We start from the raw sequence: 15,050 nt of genomic DNA, 5'->3' as shown, positions 1-15,050 counted from the left end.
AGCGTGAAGTCACTATTACGTCGTGCAGCTCTGGTGCTGCCTTTCGCCTTATTGACGTGGACATCCTTGTTGCCCGTTAGCGCTCTGGCGGCATTGCAATCTGCTGAGCAATCAAAAATACCAAAAGAATTACGTATCGGTTTTCAAAAAAGCTCGGTCAATCTGACCTTACTCAAACACCGACAAGCACTGGAACAACAATTAAAGGGCGTTAAAGTCACCTGGTTCGAATTTACTGCCGGACCGCAGATGCTGGAAGCCTTATCGGTCGGCAGTATTGATTTTGCGACGACCGGCGAACCCCCGCCAATTTTTGCGCAGGCCGCAGGTAGCAATCTGGTGTACGTCGGTGCGGAACCGGCTAAACCAGCGGTCAGTGCGATTCTGGTCAAGCAAGATTCTGTCATCAAAAATTTAGTGGACCTGAAAGGCAAGAAGATCGCTTTTCAAAAAGGATCGAGTGCCCACTATCACGTCTTGCGTGCCGTGCAACAAGCCGGGTTGCAATGGTCTGATATCACGCCGGTGTATCTCGCACCCGCTGACGCCCGTGCTGCGTTTGAGCGCGGTAGCGTTGATGCCTGGGCGATCTGGGATCCTTACTGGGCCGCGATTGAACAAAATACCAAGCCGCGGGTGCTGGTAACGGGAGTCGGGCTGGTCAACAATCTTTCGCATTATCTGTCTAGCCGCAGTTTCGCGGATCAGTATCCCAAGCTGATTCAATTATTGTTTGAAGAGCTGACCAAGAGCGATACCTTTGTGCAAAAAAATCGCACAGAAGCGATTGCGATTGTCGCCGCCAGTACCGGTCTCGATAAGCCAACGATCGCCACCTTTCTGGAGCGCCGTCCGCGCTCGCCGGTGGTCTATCTGACCCAGAACATCATCGATGAACAGCAGCGTGTCGCGGACAATTTTTATCAGCAAAAACTGATTCCTAAATCTGTCAATGTGAAAGATGCAATCTGGACGCCGCCTGCCAGCGTATCCACAAATAAGTTGCAGGTGAATTGAGTAAGACATTGAAAAGTAAATTGAAAATACAGGAGTAATCATGAGTCTGAATGTTTTTTGGTTCATCCCTACCCACGGCGACAGCCGGTATCTCGGTACCACGAAGGGCGCACGCGAGATCAATTACGACTATCTGCGTCAGATCGCCGTAGCTGCAGATACGCAAGGCTATGACGGAGTGTTACTGCCTACAGGTCGTTCTTGTGAAGATGCATGGGTGGTTGCCTCCAGCCTGATTGGCGCGACAAAAAATCTTAAGTTTCTGGTCGCGGTACGGCCCGGTCTCAGTACACCAGGTCTGGCAGTCCGTATGGCATCGACCTTTGACCGCTTATCGAACGGACGTCTGTTGATCAATGTCGTCACGGGTGGCGATCAGGGCGAGCTTGAGGCCGATGGCTTATTTGCCGATCATGCCGAGCGTTATGAGATCAGTGATGAGTTCTTGCGTATCTGGCGCGGCGCTTTATCCGGTGGCGATCAGGGTTTTGATTTTGAAGGCAAACACCTGACTGTCAAAGGGGCAAAAACCTTATACCCGCCGGTACAAAAACCATATCCGCCTTTGTATTTTGGCGGTTCTTCCGAGGCGGCGCACGAGCTGGCTGCTGAGCAGGTCGATGTTTATCTGACCTGGGGTGAACCGCCCGCAGCAGTTGCCGCGAAGATCGCTGATATGCGCGCCCGTGCGGCTAAATTTGGACGCACTTTACGCTTTGGTATCCGTCTCCATGTGATTGTGCGTGAAACCAATGCAGAAGCATGGAAAGCGGCAGAGCAGTTGATCAGCCATGTTGACGATGCGGTGATTGCACGTGCACAGGCATCGTTTGCCAAGATGGATTCGGTAGGACAAAAGAGAATGAGCGCTTTACATGGCGGTAAGCGCGACAAGCTCGAGGTCTCGCCGAACCTGTGGGCCGGTGTTGGTCTGGTGCGCGGAGGTGCAGGAACCGCGCTGGTCGGCGACCCGGAAACGGTCGCAGCACGCATGAGGGAATATGCGGATCTGGGCATCGAGACCTTCATCCTCTCGGGCTATCCGCATCTGGAGGAATCGTATCGCTTTGCTGAACTGGTTTTCCCGCTGATTGGCAAAGGCACTAATAGGGAAGTCAGCAATTTAACCGGTCCGTTTGGTGAGATTGTTGCTAACGAATTCGTTCCACAAGCGTCACAAAGTTAATGAGGTTTTATGGAGCCTTTCATTACAGAAGTTACCGAGGTCACAGAGGATCCTTCGTTGAGCAATCAACGTTCATTTACAGGTCACGTCGATGCTGTGCAACACCCAATCCAGTTAGGTAAATACGCGAAAATAATTGTTCAATCTTGGCCGCTTTTGTTGCCATGGACTGTGCCCGTGTTATTGATCACCTTCTGGCAAATTGCCGCGCAGACCGGCTGGTTATCAAGCCGGATTTTGCCTGAGCCATTTGCGGTGGCAAAAGCCTTCTGGACATTGGCCGTGTCAGGTGACATGTGGATGCACGCCAAGACCAGCTTATGGCGCGCGATTTCTGGGTTTGCCATCGGCGGCGGTCTGGGTTTGCTGCTCGGTTTGCTGACGGGGAGTTTTAAGACGGCAGAGACTTTGCTGGACACGAGCTTGCAGATGATCCGCAATATCCCGGCACTCGCGCTGATTCCTCTGGTGATTTTGTGGTTTGGCATTGATGAGAGCGCAAAACTGTTTCTGGTCTCGGTCGGCGTGTTTTTTCCTGTGTATCTGAATACTTTTCACGGCATACGCTCGGTCGATCAGGGCCTGATTGAAATGGCGCGTAGTTATGGTTTATCCGGCTGGGCTTTGCACCGTGACGTGATTCTGTCGGGTGCCTTGCCGTCAATACTGGTCGGCGTGCGCTTTTCTCTCGGCCTTGTTTGGGTATTGCTGATTGTTGCCGAGACGATTTCAGCGCAGGCAGGTATTGGTTACATGACCATGAACGCCCGAGAGTTTTTACAGACCGACGTGGTGCTGGTTGGTATCTTGTTGTATGCCTTACTCGGCAAGCTGGCTGACGTGTTGTCCCGTGCGCTGGAACATTACTGGCTGCGCTGGCATCCCGGTTATCAAAGGAAGTCATCATGAGTTTTATCTGTGCAGAAATGATCGGCAGCGGTGTAGCGAATATTGCCGCGCTCAAGCAAGAATTAGATGCTGACTGGAATAGCGCCGCGAGTTCTGAATATCCGCCGCAACAGCCGGATGCATCTGCGGCACTTTCGCCAGCAGCTAACGGCAAGCCGGGCAGCACCGCAATACAGATACACGCGTTGAAAAAATCCTATGCGGGCCGTACGGTACTGAAGTCCCTGGATCTCGACGTACAGCCGGGTGAATTCATCGCCGTGATCGGACGTAGTGGGAGTGGTAAAAGCACCTTACTACGCTTAATCGCCGGACTAGAAACCGCAGATAGCGGCGACCTGAGCTTTGGCGCATCAGACACCAGACCCGAGACGCGTGTGATGTTTCAGGACTCGCGCTTACTACCTTGGAAAACTGTGTTGAATAACGTCGCGCTAGGTTTGGGCGGCGACAAAGCGCTGGCAGCACAGGCACTGTCCAAGGTCGCTTTGTCCGAGCGGGCGCACGAGTGGCCGTCTGTGTTATCCGGCGGTCAGCGTCAGCGCGTTGCGCTGGCTCGCGCGCTGGTGCATGAACCTGCCTTACTCTTACTCGATGAGCCGCTGGGTGCACTGGATGCTTTGACCCGGATCGAGATGCAAAGTCTGATTGAGCATTTGTGGCAACAACGAGGTTTTACGGCGCTTCTGGTGACGCATGACGTGCAAGAGGCGATTGCCTTGGCTGATCGGGTAATTTTGATCGAGGACGGTCAGATTACCTTGGATGAGCGCGTGAGTTTGCCTCGTCCGCGGGCGCGTGGTAATCCGGCTTTTGCTGAACTCGAAGAGCGGATTTTGAGGCGGATACTCAAGCGGCCTGCCACAGAGCCGGATCAGGAACTCGGTGATTTGTCGCTGTTGCGCACTGTCAGTCAGGTGAGCTGGGCAGTGTAGGGGATTTATATACTAGGTATGAGTATTTTTTAAAGCGCTTATTAAATATGGCGGTTAAAGGTGGTTTTTATAAAAAATAGGGGGAGTATATGTATTTTTCGTATTCTTTTTTATTATTTCACACTAACAGGAGTCATCATGAGTATTCAGGCAATCAATGTACGTAACCAGTTCCGTGGCAAGATCAAGGCGATTATCGACGGTCCGGTCGTCTCCGAAGTCGACGTAGAAACTCCCGCCGGCATCGTTACCTCGGTGATCACTACACGCTCGGTCAAGGATCTGGGTCTGGTGATCGGCACCGAAGTAGTGGCTCTGGTCAAGGCCACCGAAGTGTCTATCGCCAAGTTATAAATTGGCACTAATAAAAAACGCCTGTCGTAACTAGCGGCAGGCGTTTTTTTGTGTCATGGGTTGACTCCGTATTTTGACAATATTCAGATAATAGTCGGGCTACGTTCAGGCTACATTCAGGTCTACAGCGTGCGTGCCGGTAGCAATGTTCCCGCCACTTCACCGAATCCTATGCGAGGCAAACCGGGTTTTTGTGCCCAGCCGCGCATGATGATCGTGTCGCCATCTTCGATGAAGATGCGTTGTTCGCCATTCGCCAGCGTCAAAGGCTGCTTTCCACCGGCGGTCAGTTCCAGCAGGGATCCTGCTTCCTTCGGCGCTGGCCCTGACTGAGTGCCAGAGCCCAGCAAATCTCCGGCGCGTAAATTGCAGCCATTCACCGTATGATGCGTGACCAGTTGCGAAACGCTCCAGTACGAATGACGGAAATTCGATAAGGACAAACGCTGAGCCGGCACGCCTTGTTCACGCATGGCCTTGGTTTGTACCAGCACTTCGAGTTCGACATCAAATGCGCCATGGGAACGCAGGTCTGCCGATTCCAGATAGGCGAGTGGCTGCGGATCAGTCGCTTCGCGTTGCCACTGATGACGGTAGGGCGCCAGTGCTTCCAGCGTCACGACCCAGGGTGAAATCGTCGAGGCAAAATTCTTGGCGAGGAAAGGGCCGAGAGGTTGATATTCCCATGCCTGCATATCGCGTGCTGACCAGTCGTTTAACAGACATAGACCAAATACATGGGATTCTGCCTGATCAATACGGATGTTCTCGCCGGGCGCATTGCCATTGCCAATGAAGATACCGATTTCCAGTTCATAGTCCATACGTTTGGCGGGGCCGAATACCGGGCTTGTCGCATTTGGCGGCATGGTTTGTCCGATAGGGCGACGGAATTGCTGGCCCGATACACCAATGGACGAAGAGCGGCCGTGATAGCCGATCGGCACCCATTTGTAATTGGGCAGCAGTGGATTATCTGGCCGGAATAATTTGCCAACCGCAGTCGCATGATGGATCGAGGTATAAAAATCCGTGTAGTCACCGATCTGCGCAGGCAAGGCATATTCCGCCTCGGCCTGCGGGATCAGCGCCGCTGTCAGCTCCGTCTGCTGCGGACTTCCTTCGCGTAAAGCCCGCGATAACAGCAAGCGCAAAATACCCCATGCCGTGCTACCAATATCCATCAGGGCATTCAGGCTGGTGCTTGTGATGGCATGATCAAATTGCGGTGACTTCAAGCTTGCAAAAATACCTGCTGCCTGCGCCGCTTTCAGATCGAGTATCTGATCGCCAATCGCGACGCCAATCCGAAATACTTCAGCACTGCCCGCGTGGCGAAACACACCGTACGGCAAGTTCTGTATCGGAAAATCGCACTGCGCTTCATTTGCTGAGCTGACCCAGCTACGCAGTTGCGCATCATGGGTTTCGTTAAGTGCTAGTGTCATTTTATGCTTGCTCCGGATTAAAATTTTTCTTGATGCCCATCCAGCACTGGTAGTAATCCGGCTGGAGCTGTGCTGACGTCATTGCGGCACGCGTCGGTTTGATGATGTTGCGGGTTTCAATCATGAACGCCATGGTATCGGCAACTTTATGCGGCACGCTGGTATCGCTGTTGCTGGCTTTTTCAAAAGTCGGTGCATCTGGTCCGTGACCGCTCATGCAGTTATGCAGACTCGCACCTCCGGGACGGAAGCCAGTGGATTTGGCATCATATTGGCCGTGGATCAGTCCCATGAATTCGCTCGCGATATTCCGGTGGAACCAGGGCGGACGGAAAGTGTTTTCCGCTGCTAGCCAGCGTGGCGGGAAGATGACGAAATCAATCGTATCGACACCCGGTGTGTCGCTGGGTGATTGCAGCACCAAAAAGATTGACGGATCAGGATGATCGTAACTGATCGAGCCTATCGTATTGAAGTGGCGCAGATCATATTTATAAGGTGCAAAATTGCCATGCCATGCGACCACATCCAGCGGTGAATGCCCGATCTTTGCCGACCACAGATTGCCGCTGAATTTGGCGACTAAACTAAAGTCGCCTTCTTTGTCCTCGTAGCTTGCTTGCGGTGTTAAAAAATCGCGCGGATTCGCCAGACCGTTCGAGCCGATTACGCCGAGATCAGGCAGCTTCAGCATGGCACCGAAGTTTTCACATACATAGCCGCGTGCGATGTCATCCGGCAGATGCACTTCAAAGCGAATGCCGCGAGGAATGACCGCGATTTCCTGCGGCTCAATATCCAGAATGCCAAGCTCGGTGCGCAGGTGCAGGCGGCCTTGCTGCGGAATGATCAGCATCTCGGCATCGGCATTATAAAAATAACGCCCGTCCATCGAACGGTTCGCTGCGTACAGATGAATCGCGCAGCCACTTTGTGCATCTGCAGAACCATTACCCGCCATGGTGACCCAGCTATCGATAAAATCGGTCGCCACCTCAGGCAACGGTAGTGGCAAAGGATTCCAGCGTAATTGGTTTGGTGTGCTGGGTACTTGATCGAACTGATTGGTCATCGCACCGTTATCAATTTGTACGAATGGCTGATGCATCGCGGCCGGACGAATGCGATATAGCCAAGAGCGGCGGTTTGCATGGCGCGGCGCGGTGAAGGCGGTTCCCGATACTTGTTCGGCATATAAGCCATACGCACATTTTTGCGGTGAATTTTGATTCTTGGGTAATGCCCCCGGCAAAGCTTCGCTTGCAAACTCGTTGGCGAAGCCGGTTTGATAAGCGCGCTCGCCGTTGGTAGTGCCGAATGCCCGGGATGGCTGAGACGATTGAGACGGGTTGTTCATAAAGACCTCATGACGAAGCGTGAACTCAAACAGACGGCGTTATTAGCAATAATAATCACAGCGCCATTAGCAGCATCAGCAGCCGCAGCATTTGAGCAGAGTAAGACGCTACTGTAGTGGAGTCTAGTAAAATACGCGATAGGAATACAAAAATGTACTACATTGATTTTGTGAATAATGGTAGCGGTGACTTTTTTGACTTCAGCTGATTTTTGACGGGTTTTCCCATGATAGAACCTAAAGATATTGACCTCAACTTACTGGTGGTATTTCAGGAAGTTTTTCAAGATAAGCAAATTTCTTCCGTCGCAAAAAAACTTGGTTTATCGCAACCGGCAGTCAGCAACGCTCTCGCACGTCTGCGCCGGACTTTTGACGATGAATTATTTGTCAGAACCGCACAGGGAATGCAGGCCACACCGTTTGCCGAATCGCTGGCCGAGCCGATAGCCAATGCGTTGGGGAGCGTATCGCGTGCGCTGAACCAGCATGATAGTTTTGATCCCGCGTCCAGCAAGCGCCAGTTCACGATCGCGATGACCGATGTCGGCGAGGTGTATTTCATGCCAGCGTTAGTTGAATCATGTCGTCAACACGCGCCGTCTTTGCAGATTTCGACGGTCAGGGCGAGCAGTATTGATTTAAAAACTGAGATGGAGGCGGGCCGCGTGGATCTGGCTATCGGTGCATTTGACACAGTTTCGGGGGCCTTGTATCAACGCCGTTTATTCAAACAGCAGTATGTCTGCATGCTGCGCAACGAGCATCCGCTGGCGAATAAAAAAATTGAACTCAAGGAATTCGTCGCTGCCCGTCACCTGATTGTTGCCTCGCAGGAGAGTCCTTACGACAAGATTAATCAATTACTGGACAAGGCAGGTGTGATTGCCAGTGCTCAGTTCAGGGTGCCGCATTTTGTGGCAGTGCCCTACATCGTTAGTACAACCGATCTGCTGGTGACCGTCCCGCAAAAGCTGGCCGAACGTGCAGCAAGTCCGTTTAATTTGCGTTACATCAAATCGCCGCTGCGCCTGCCGGCACTGCAAACGAATATGTTCTGGCATCGCCGCTACAACCAGGATGAGGGTAATCAATGGCTCAGGCACTTTATCGCAGAGCAATTTGCTGAATAAGGTATGACCATAGCCAAACTAAACTAGTCGTGAAAATACTTCATCTTCGCCTTGAATGCTTTTCCGCCATGGACGGGTGCTTTTGACCTACACTTTGCGCATTCTATTTGTCACCTGGGAGTTTCAGCATGCCCGTCATCACCTGCGTCGAAGATCTGCGCTTACTCGCTAAAAAACGCGTTCCCAAAGCTTTTTATGATTACGCCGACAGCGGCTCCTACACCGAGAGCACTTACCGCGCCAATACCGATGATCTGGCGGCGCTCAAGTTACGTCAGCGCGTGGCGATCAATGTCGATCACCGCTCGACTCGCACAACGATGGTCGGGCAGGACGTTACGATGCCGGTTGCCATCGCACCAACCGGACTGACCGGGATGCAGTGGGCGAATGGCGAAATGCTGGGGGCGATTGCAGCCGAAAAATTCGGTATTCCTTTTACGCTCTCTACCATGAGTATTTGCTCAATCGAAGATGTTGCCAGCGTTACGACCAAGCCATTCTGGTTTCAGCTATATGTCATGCGGGATCGCGGCTTTGTGAAAGAGATGATACAGCGGGCAAAAAATGCTAAATGCTCGGCGTTAGTCCTGACGCTGGATTTGCAAATTCTTGGGCAGCGCCATAAAGATATCCGTAACGGTATGTCGGTCCCGCCCAAACTCACGCTCGCCAATATCCTCGACCTGGCGACCAAACCTGCATGGGCATTGCGCGCTCTGACGGGACGAAAAACCTTTGGCAATCTGGTTGGACATGTCAAAGGCGGTGATGGTATTTTGACGCTGAGCCAATGGACGGCAAGTCAGTTTGATCCGACCTTGAATTGGGATGACGTCGCCTGGATTAAAAAAGAATGGGGTGGCAAGCTCGTTCTCAAAGGTATCCTTGATGTAGAAGACGCCAAGCTTGCGGTAGCAGCGGGTGCCGATGCTATCGTAGTCAGTAATCACGGCGGGCGTCAGCTTGATGGCGCGATGTCGTCGATACAAGCCTTGCCAGCCATTGTGGACGCCGTAGGGCATCAGACTGAGGTGTGGTTCGATGGCGGGATACGCACCGGACAGGATATTTTAAAAGCGACTGCCCTCGGTGCTAAAGGCAGCATGATTGGTCGTGCATTTTTGTACGGACTTGGTGCAATGGGCGAAGAGGGTGTCACAAAAATGCTGGAAATTCTGCACAAAGAACTCGATGTCAGTATGGCGTTGACGGGGACTAAGGATATCCGCGAAGTAGGCCGTCATAACTTGGTTGGCTTGAAATAGCGTACCTGAATTTTGTTTGATACGACGGATCAAAAAGCGGAAGGAAATTTGAAAACGGAGCTTAGTTCAATCTGAATATTGTTTCAGGCAATGCTACTTAAAAAATCAAGGGCGACATCCATTGCAGATGCCGCCCTTTTTTAATTACGCTGCCTGTAATTCAGCTTGTTTGATGATGGTTAGGTTGTCGCCATCAATCGCGATTTTTCGCGGTTTATATACTTCAGGTACTTCACGGATCAGCTCGATATTGAGCAAGCCGTTATCGAGTTTTGCACCGACGACTTTGACATGATCCGCTAAGCGGAAGCGGTGTTCAAAATCACGTGCAGCGATACCGCGATGCAAGAAAGTGCTTTGGGTTTCGCCGGTTACTTTTTTGCGGCCGACGATTTTTAGTGTGTCGTTTTCACTTTCAAGATCGAGTTCAGAACGATCAAAACCAGCAACCGCCATCGTGATGCGATACTTGTCTTCTGCGATCAGTTCGATGTTGTACGGCGGATAACTTGGTGTTGCATCGGGACGTTGCGCTTCATTAAACAAATGAGCAAGACGATCAAAGCCAATAGCAGAACGGTATAGTGGAGCAAAGTCAAAATTACGCATGATATATCCTTGATAAAAGTAAGCGATATGAAGTGTGGCAGGCCTCTCCTGAGCACCTGCTATTACAGATATGGTCATACCTGTTTGGGATTTCAAGAGCTTTTTTTGAAGAAAATAATTACAATCTCGAACGCATTATTTTTGCGTTTATTTCATATAGAAAATTCATCAGGGAAGCGCCGTGGCAAAACTTTATTTCAGATATTCCGCAATGAACGCAGGCAAGTCGACAGCGATGTTGCAGGTCGCGCATAACTACGAAGAGCAAGGCCAGGTCGTGCGTTTATATACGGCCGCGATTGATCACCGATATGGGCAAGGCAAGGTCACATCGCGTCTCGGACCGCAACGTGAAGCGGAAGTATTTGATAGTGACTACAATTTTTTAGCAACGACACCGAAGGTCAGTTGTGTTCTCGTCGATGAGGCGCAATTTCTCACGGCGGAGCAAGTCAAACAATTGCATCAGCTTGCACAAGTTAAAGGCGTGCCGGTTATTTGTTATGGTTTGCGCAGTGATTTTTTGGGTGAACCTTTCCCCGGATCGGCGTATTTGTTAACACTGGCAGATGACATTGAAGAATTAAAAAATATCTGCGCTTGCGGTAAAAAAGCGACTATGAATATTCGTATGGATGCGAATGGCAAACGGGTCAAACAAGGCGAGCAAGTGGCGATCGGTGGGAACGAACGTTATCAGCATGTATGTGGACGTTGTTTTTATTCTTGAGAAATTCGCTAACAGAAATTGAATGAAGTCCTGTTGTTTTTGTTGATGTCGTATCGTAACAATTCGCAACAATTTGTGTGTCAACAGAATCGCGTCGGGTGGCGTTCTTGGCATACGTAGATTGACTACGTAACACAAACCAAATATAGAACAGGATTAATCATGAACAAGCTGATCGCCGCCTCCCTCGTTGCTGCTACCTTCGCCATGGGTACAGCGTTCGCACAAACTCCAGCAGCAACACCAGCTAAGGTCGCTGCACCGGCAGCACCCGTTGCTGTGGCCGCTGCCAGCGCTGCTACCAGTGTGCCGGCAACGCCAGCACCTGCTGCTGCAGTTAAAGCCGTGAAAGCGGTAAGCGCCTCTGCTTCTGCACACGCATCTGCTGCAATGCCAGCAACACCGGCAACATCAGCCTCCGCAGCTGTAGAAGCTAAACCAGCAATGCCAGGTGAAGAGCATAAAGCGGTCAAGCATGTGAAACATGCAAAAGTAAAAGCAGAAGCGAAAACAGAAGAAGTGAAAGCAGCTCCGGCGAAGTAATTAATTCGTTAAAAGAGCAGGCAATCTGGCAGGGCAGTGTGTGTTGAAAACGCGTGGTAACTATGTGAAACGACGCAGATGATGTGGGATTAAACCCCGCTGGACACGCGCAATATTGGCAAGCCTGGTCAAACAAAATCCGGTGTGATGAACACCGGATTTTTGTTTTTTCAGCGTCGTTTCATTGATTTTTTTGAATTTTCAGTAGCATAAGAATGCAGGAAAAATTTTGCATAAATAGCAAATAATTTATCTAAAATTCAATTCGAACTTATCTGTAAATCAGCTTTTATTTTGATAAGCCTTTTTACACGGCTCACAAACAGTTACGAAATTATTTAAAGAATAGTTTGAAAATGTTAGCTTAATTTTATCAAAAAGCAGATAAAACGCAGTTTTTTTCAAAAATATCGAAAAAATCCCACTTTTTTTGTCAACCAAGCGGGGGGGATAAACGCTTTTAGCTGCGAGGGTAAGACATTTCTGAGAAAGGAATGCTCCGATAAAAAAGGGAGTACAACAAAATGATTTACGAATTATTAATCCGCTCTGCAGGTAAAAACACAATGTCATCCGACAATCTGGTCTGGATCGACGCGAACTTAACGACACGTGGTTTTGAAAAGTGGATGACGGATCGCTCGCTGCTGAACAAAACTGGCGATGCGCCAGTCGCACGCTGGAGCATCATGCAAACGGTATTGCCAGCGCAGTTCATGCTGGAGACAGACACCGCAGCGCTGGAGCATCACATCTCCGACCTGATGAACGGTACTCAAGAAATCAATGCAGTACCGGATGCAGTTAAAGCCTTGCGCATCTTCCAACTGCCAGCAGAGAAAAAAGAACTCGCAGAAGCTTGCTAAGCTAAAAAATCTAACCCTGAGCTGGCAATCTGTGTTGATTCGCTGTTCAGTTGTCAGACACTGCAGTTAGTAAAGTTCATATAAATAAAAAACGCATTTCATCAATGATGAAATGCGTTTTTTTACGTACGGAAAAGTAGCATTGCTAACTATCTAGGCTTTACGGCGTGATTCCATCTCGTCTCTGGATGCTCGCTTGGCAGATTGGCGACGATCGGATTGTCCCAATACATGCTGTGGATCGCCATTCGGAATATCTGAAATCAGACGATCGAACTCTAGCTTTACAACGGCATAACATTCACAGACGACTTTTTCTAGCCCGGGTCTGTCGATTACTTCGATGTGACCACGACTATATTTGATGAGATGCTGCCGCTGTAATTTACCGGCGGCTTCGGTCACACCCTCACGTCTGACCCCCAACATATTTGCAATCAGTTCTTGCGTCATGATGACCGAATCCGATGATAGCCGGTCAAGACTCAATAGTAGCCAGCGACATAATTGCTGCTCTATCGTGTGGTGACGGTTACAGACAGCGGTCTGGCTCATCTGCGTGATCAGTGCCTGCGTATAACGCAACAAGAGACGCAGCACCGGACCTGCCCGGTTGAATTCATCCTTGAGTAACTGCGCGTTAAGCCGGTAACCAAAGCCGGCACTCTGCACCACCGCCCGGCTTGGTGTGGTGTCGCCTCCCATGAACAAGGAAATGCCCAGAATACCTTCGTTGCCGACAATCGCAATTTCTGCCGAGGAGCCATTCTCCAGCACGTACAGCATGGAGATTATGGCAGTGGTCGGAAAAAATACATACTGTAATTTCCCACCTGATTCATAGATGGCCTCTCCAAGTTTCAATGGCACCAATTCCAGATGGGGGAGCAAACGATCAAATTCCGCAGCAGGAAGCGCCGCCAGCAAATGATTTTGTTTGGGGGAGTGGAGAGTAGACATTGAAGAATTTCGGTAACAGTCCATGTGGCGGACTTGGCGTGGCGCATCAAGATCGGGTGATCTGAAATCAGCATAGCAGAATCGCCATGTTTGTATGTGCGTTATCGCGCATATCGGTCAGACGAGGTGTATTGATGAGGCCTAAGACTTAAATGGCTATATCTGGGGAGTATACGCAAAAAGATAGCTTAATCCGCAATGATTGCGGTGTCATTTAAATATACATCACCTAGTATATGTATCAAAATACTGCTTTTTGTTGAGCTTTTCCAGATCTGTAACCAGATATTTTGAAAAGAACCTGTGCTCCGTTTTATCTTGTTTTTTTTGGTAGATTAAAGGTATTGACAGAATATTTTTTCAGTCCAGATCATCGACGCGATGGCGTACTCAATGTCCCGAATTGGCTTCAGGTATATCTGCCAGAAGGCCATCAAATTCACGCTTTATCACGCCGTAACATTCACAGACGATTTTTTCCAAGCCCGAACGGTTTAATACCTGAATTGCACCGCGACTATAGCTGATCAGTCCGGCACGTTGTAAGTTACCGGCGGCTTCAGTAACGCGTTCACGACGTACTCCTAGCAGATTGGCAATCATTTGCTGGGTCATAACAACTGAATCTGATGAACGACGATCTAGACTCAATAAAAGCCAACGGCACAATTGCTGCTCTACCGTATGGTGGCGGTTACACACAGCGGTCTGCGTCATCTGAGTAATTAATGCCTGTGTGTAACGTAACAAGATACGTAATACCGTGCCTGCTCGGTCAAATTCATCTCTCAATAATTGACCCCGAAGACGATATGCATAACCTTCGCTTTGAACGATCGCGCGATTTGGCGTAGTCTCTCCGCCCATAAACATGGAGACTCCGACGATGCCTTCATTTCCGACCACGGCGATTTCGGCGCTGGCACCATCCTCAAGTACATACATCAGCGACACAATGCAGGTAGTTGGAAAGTACACATACTGTAAGCGCATACCAGATTCGTATAGGGACACATTGTGTGCCAGATGTACGAGCTCTACATCCTTGGAGATACGACCAAACTCAGCCGCAGGCAAGGCTGCCAGAAGATGATTCTGCATTGGACTATGTGGGATTGGCATTAACGATTTTTCGAGTGAAATCTCTGCCAAGAACTATTTGAAACAAGTTAGGCAAGCAAAGAAAATTAGCGCAATGCAGCGTATCACGAAGATAAAAAAAACTATGCGCGACATCGCACACATGCGTTAGTAAAAGCAATAATTTCTTCGAGACATGGAAAAATTCAAAGATAAGATGGGCGTCAATCACAAAAAATCATGCGCTTCGGCTATATGTTCGATATCGCACAGAAGTTACTTTAAAACAAATGTAGCGTGAAGATTCGATCTCATTTTAAAGGGGAATTCAGATGACTACATCAAGCTTATTAAGTAACGAAAAAATGATTCGCGACATAAAGATGGTGATGGCGGACGCTGAATTCTTTTTGCGAGTGACCAGCGATCAGGTGAACACGGATATCGCTGAACTACATGATCTGATTTCTGCTCGGCTGGCGGACGCGCGTTGCCGGCTCAATCTGCTGGAGCAGAAATCGATGTCTTTAGAGTTCGACATGAGTTATGTGCCACGGTTTGCATAAATAATTCTTCCTTGTAGTTTGAGTTGCATGCGGGTTCTCCTAACATCCTTGTCCCTGCGCTCGGCCGCATTTTTTATCCGTGTTTTACT

At 49.8% G+C, this 15,050-nt stretch carries 16 protein-coding genes; 11 read left to right on the top strand and 5 right to left on the bottom strand.

Translation table 11 applies throughout. The features are described from left to right. The first annotated feature begins 3 nt into the window (after nt 1-3). From ACO0K3_RS10105 to ACO0K3_RS10085, 5 genes are all read left to right on the top strand, one after another. A complete protein-coding gene (locus tag ACO0K3_RS10105) occupies nt 4-1,017 on the top strand; it encodes a sulfonate ABC transporter substrate-binding protein (protein ID WP_422984214.1) in 1,014 nt (337 codons plus the stop codon). Between the two features lie 40 nt (nt 1,018-1,057). Next, nucleotides 1,058-2,203, top strand: a complete 1,146-nt coding sequence (ssuD, locus tag ACO0K3_RS10100) for an FMNH2-dependent alkanesulfonate monooxygenase (RefSeq protein ID WP_422984212.1) — start codon at nt 1,058-1,060, stop codon at nt 2,201-2,203. Between the two features lie 9 nt (nt 2,204-2,212). Beyond that, entirely contained in the window at nt 2,213-3,112 is a 900-nt protein-coding gene (gene ssuC / locus ACO0K3_RS10095; protein ID WP_422984210.1) for an aliphatic sulfonate ABC transporter permease SsuC, read from the top strand. Continuing rightward, nucleotides 3,109-4,047, top strand: a complete 939-nt coding sequence (locus ACO0K3_RS10090) for an ATP-binding cassette domain-containing protein (RefSeq protein WP_422984208.1) — start codon at nt 3,109-3,111, stop codon at nt 4,045-4,047. Before ssuC ends, ACO0K3_RS10090 begins: the two co-directional genes overlap by 4 nt. 138 nt (nt 4,048-4,185) lie before the next feature. Further along, complete coding sequence (locus ACO0K3_RS10085; protein WP_422959162.1) at nt 4,186-4,401, top strand: TOBE domain-containing protein; 216 nt, start codon at nt 4,186-4,188, stop codon at nt 4,399-4,401. Between the two features lie 122 nt (nt 4,402-4,523). Here ACO0K3_RS10085 and fahA read toward each other — a convergent pair whose 3' ends face one another. Next, nucleotides 4,524-5,849 carry a fumarylacetoacetase gene (gene fahA, locus ACO0K3_RS10080; protein WP_422984206.1) on the bottom strand — a complete coding sequence of 442 codons (1,326 nt, stop codon included), beginning with the start codon at nt 5,847-5,849 and terminating at the stop codon, nt 4,524-4,526. A 1-nt stretch (nt 5,850) separates the two neighbouring features. Further along, nucleotides 5,851-7,206 (bottom strand): homogentisate 1,2-dioxygenase, encoded by a 1,356-nt coding sequence (hmgA, locus tag ACO0K3_RS10075; RefSeq protein ID WP_422984204.1) that lies wholly within the window; start codon nt 7,204-7,206, stop codon nt 5,851-5,853. A 227-nt stretch (nt 7,207-7,433) separates the two neighbouring features. On the opposite strand from hmgA, the gene ACO0K3_RS10070 reads away from it, so the two are divergent. Together ACO0K3_RS10070 and ACO0K3_RS10065 are read left to right on the top strand one after the other, a co-directional pair. Continuing rightward, nucleotides 7,434-8,339 carry a LysR family transcriptional regulator gene (locus tag ACO0K3_RS10070; protein WP_422959166.1) on the top strand — a complete coding sequence of 302 codons (906 nt, stop codon included), beginning with the start codon at nt 7,434-7,436 and terminating at the stop codon, nt 8,337-8,339. Nucleotides 8,340-8,467: 128 nt separating this feature from the next. Next, nucleotides 8,468-9,607, top strand: a complete 1,140-nt coding sequence (locus ACO0K3_RS10065; protein WP_422984202.1) for an alpha-hydroxy acid oxidase — start codon at nt 8,468-8,470, stop codon at nt 9,605-9,607. Nucleotides 9,608-9,751: 144 nt separating this feature from the next. On the opposite strand, the gene ACO0K3_RS10060 is transcribed toward ACO0K3_RS10065, so the two are convergent. Next, the gene (locus tag ACO0K3_RS10060) at nt 9,752-10,216 is read right to left on the bottom strand and encodes an Hsp20 family protein (protein ID WP_422984200.1); all 465 of its coding nucleotides are present in this window, start codon (nt 10,214-10,216) and stop codon (nt 9,752-9,754) included. Nucleotides 10,217-10,397: 181 nt separating this feature from the next. Between ACO0K3_RS10060 and ACO0K3_RS10055 the strand changes: the two genes are divergently transcribed. The 3 genes from ACO0K3_RS10055 (at nt 10,398) to ACO0K3_RS10045 (ending at nt 12,355) form a co-directional block, all read left to right on the top strand. Further along, on the top strand, nt 10,398-10,946 hold the full coding sequence (locus ACO0K3_RS10055; protein WP_422984198.1) for a thymidine kinase: 549 nt from the start codon (nt 10,398-10,400) through the stop codon (nt 10,944-10,946). Between the two features lie 162 nt (nt 10,947-11,108). Further along, nucleotides 11,109-11,489: a hypothetical protein gene (locus ACO0K3_RS10050; RefSeq protein WP_422984196.1), complete on the top strand. Its 381-nt coding sequence runs from the start codon at nt 11,109-11,111 to the stop codon at nt 11,487-11,489. Between the two features lie 524 nt (nt 11,490-12,013). Then, complete coding sequence (locus tag ACO0K3_RS10045; protein ID WP_422984194.1) at nt 12,014-12,355, top strand: hypothetical protein; 342 nt, start codon at nt 12,014-12,016, stop codon at nt 12,353-12,355. A gap of 153 nt (nt 12,356-12,508) precedes the next feature. On the opposite strand, the gene ACO0K3_RS10040 is transcribed toward ACO0K3_RS10045, so the two are convergent. Both ACO0K3_RS10040 and ACO0K3_RS10035 read right to left on the bottom strand, forming a co-directional pair. Then, on the bottom strand, nt 12,509-13,315 hold the full coding sequence (locus tag ACO0K3_RS10040; protein WP_422984192.1) for a Crp/Fnr family transcriptional regulator: 807 nt from the start codon (nt 13,313-13,315) through the stop codon (nt 12,509-12,511). 390 nt (nt 13,316-13,705) lie between these two features. Further along, on the bottom strand, nt 13,706-14,437 hold the full coding sequence (locus tag ACO0K3_RS10035; RefSeq protein ID WP_422984190.1) for a Crp/Fnr family transcriptional regulator: 732 nt from the start codon (nt 14,435-14,437) through the stop codon (nt 13,706-13,708). A gap of 290 nt (nt 14,438-14,727) precedes the next feature. On the opposite strand from ACO0K3_RS10035, the gene ACO0K3_RS10030 reads away from it, so the two are divergent. Then, the gene (locus ACO0K3_RS10030) at nt 14,728-14,961 is read left to right on the top strand and encodes a DUF883 family protein (RefSeq protein ID WP_422984188.1); all 234 of its coding nucleotides are present in this window, start codon (nt 14,728-14,730) and stop codon (nt 14,959-14,961) included. Nucleotides 14,962-15,050 lie beyond the last annotated feature (89 nt).

Source organism: Undibacterium sp. Rencai35W, assembly GCF_049340185.1.
Classification (GTDB): Bacteria; Pseudomonadota; Gammaproteobacteria; order Burkholderiales; family Burkholderiaceae_D; genus Undibacterium.
Note: the sequence above shows the minus strand (reverse complement) of the source record. Positions and strands in the feature narration are given on the sequence as shown.

What these genes read in the sequence shown, in the direction of transcription:
- ACO0K3_RS10035 (WP_422984190.1), bottom strand. Translation starts at nt 14,437, where the DNA reads ATGCCAATCCCACATAGTCCAATGCAGAATCATCTTCTGGCAGCCTTG.
- ACO0K3_RS10085 (WP_422959162.1), top strand. Translation starts at nt 4,186, where the DNA reads ATGAGTATTCAGGCAATCAATGTACGTAACCAGTTCCGTGGCAAGATC.
- ACO0K3_RS10090 (WP_422984208.1), top strand. Translation starts at nt 3,109, where the DNA reads ATGAGTTTTATCTGTGCAGAAATGATCGGCAGCGGTGTAGCGAATATT.
- hmgA (WP_422984204.1), bottom strand. Translation starts at nt 7,206, where the DNA reads ATGAACAACCCGTCTCAATCGTCTCAGCCATCCCGGGCATTCGGCACT.
- ACO0K3_RS10070 (WP_422959166.1), top strand. Translation starts at nt 7,434, where the DNA reads ATGATAGAACCTAAAGATATTGACCTCAACTTACTGGTGGTATTTCAG.
- ssuC (WP_422984210.1), top strand. Translation starts at nt 2,213, where the DNA reads ATGGAGCCTTTCATTACAGAAGTTACCGAGGTCACAGAGGATCCTTCG.
- ACO0K3_RS10065 (WP_422984202.1), top strand. Translation starts at nt 8,468, where the DNA reads ATGCCCGTCATCACCTGCGTCGAAGATCTGCGCTTACTCGCTAAAAAA.
- ACO0K3_RS10040 (WP_422984192.1), bottom strand. Translation starts at nt 13,315, where the DNA reads ATGTCTACTCTCCACTCCCCCAAACAAAATCATTTGCTGGCGGCGCTT.
- ACO0K3_RS10030 (WP_422984188.1), top strand. Translation starts at nt 14,728, where the DNA reads ATGACTACATCAAGCTTATTAAGTAACGAAAAAATGATTCGCGACATA.
- ACO0K3_RS10050 (WP_422984196.1), top strand. Translation starts at nt 11,109, where the DNA reads ATGAACAAGCTGATCGCCGCCTCCCTCGTTGCTGCTACCTTCGCCATG.
- ACO0K3_RS10060 (WP_422984200.1), bottom strand. Translation starts at nt 10,216, where the DNA reads ATGCGTAATTTTGACTTTGCTCCACTATACCGTTCTGCTATTGGCTTT.
- fahA (WP_422984206.1), bottom strand. Translation starts at nt 5,849, where the DNA reads ATGACACTAGCACTTAACGAAACCCATGATGCGCAACTGCGTAGCTGG.
- ssuD (WP_422984212.1), top strand. Translation starts at nt 1,058, where the DNA reads ATGAGTCTGAATGTTTTTTGGTTCATCCCTACCCACGGCGACAGCCGG.
- ACO0K3_RS10045 (WP_422984194.1), top strand. Translation starts at nt 12,014, where the DNA reads ATGATTTACGAATTATTAATCCGCTCTGCAGGTAAAAACACAATGTCA.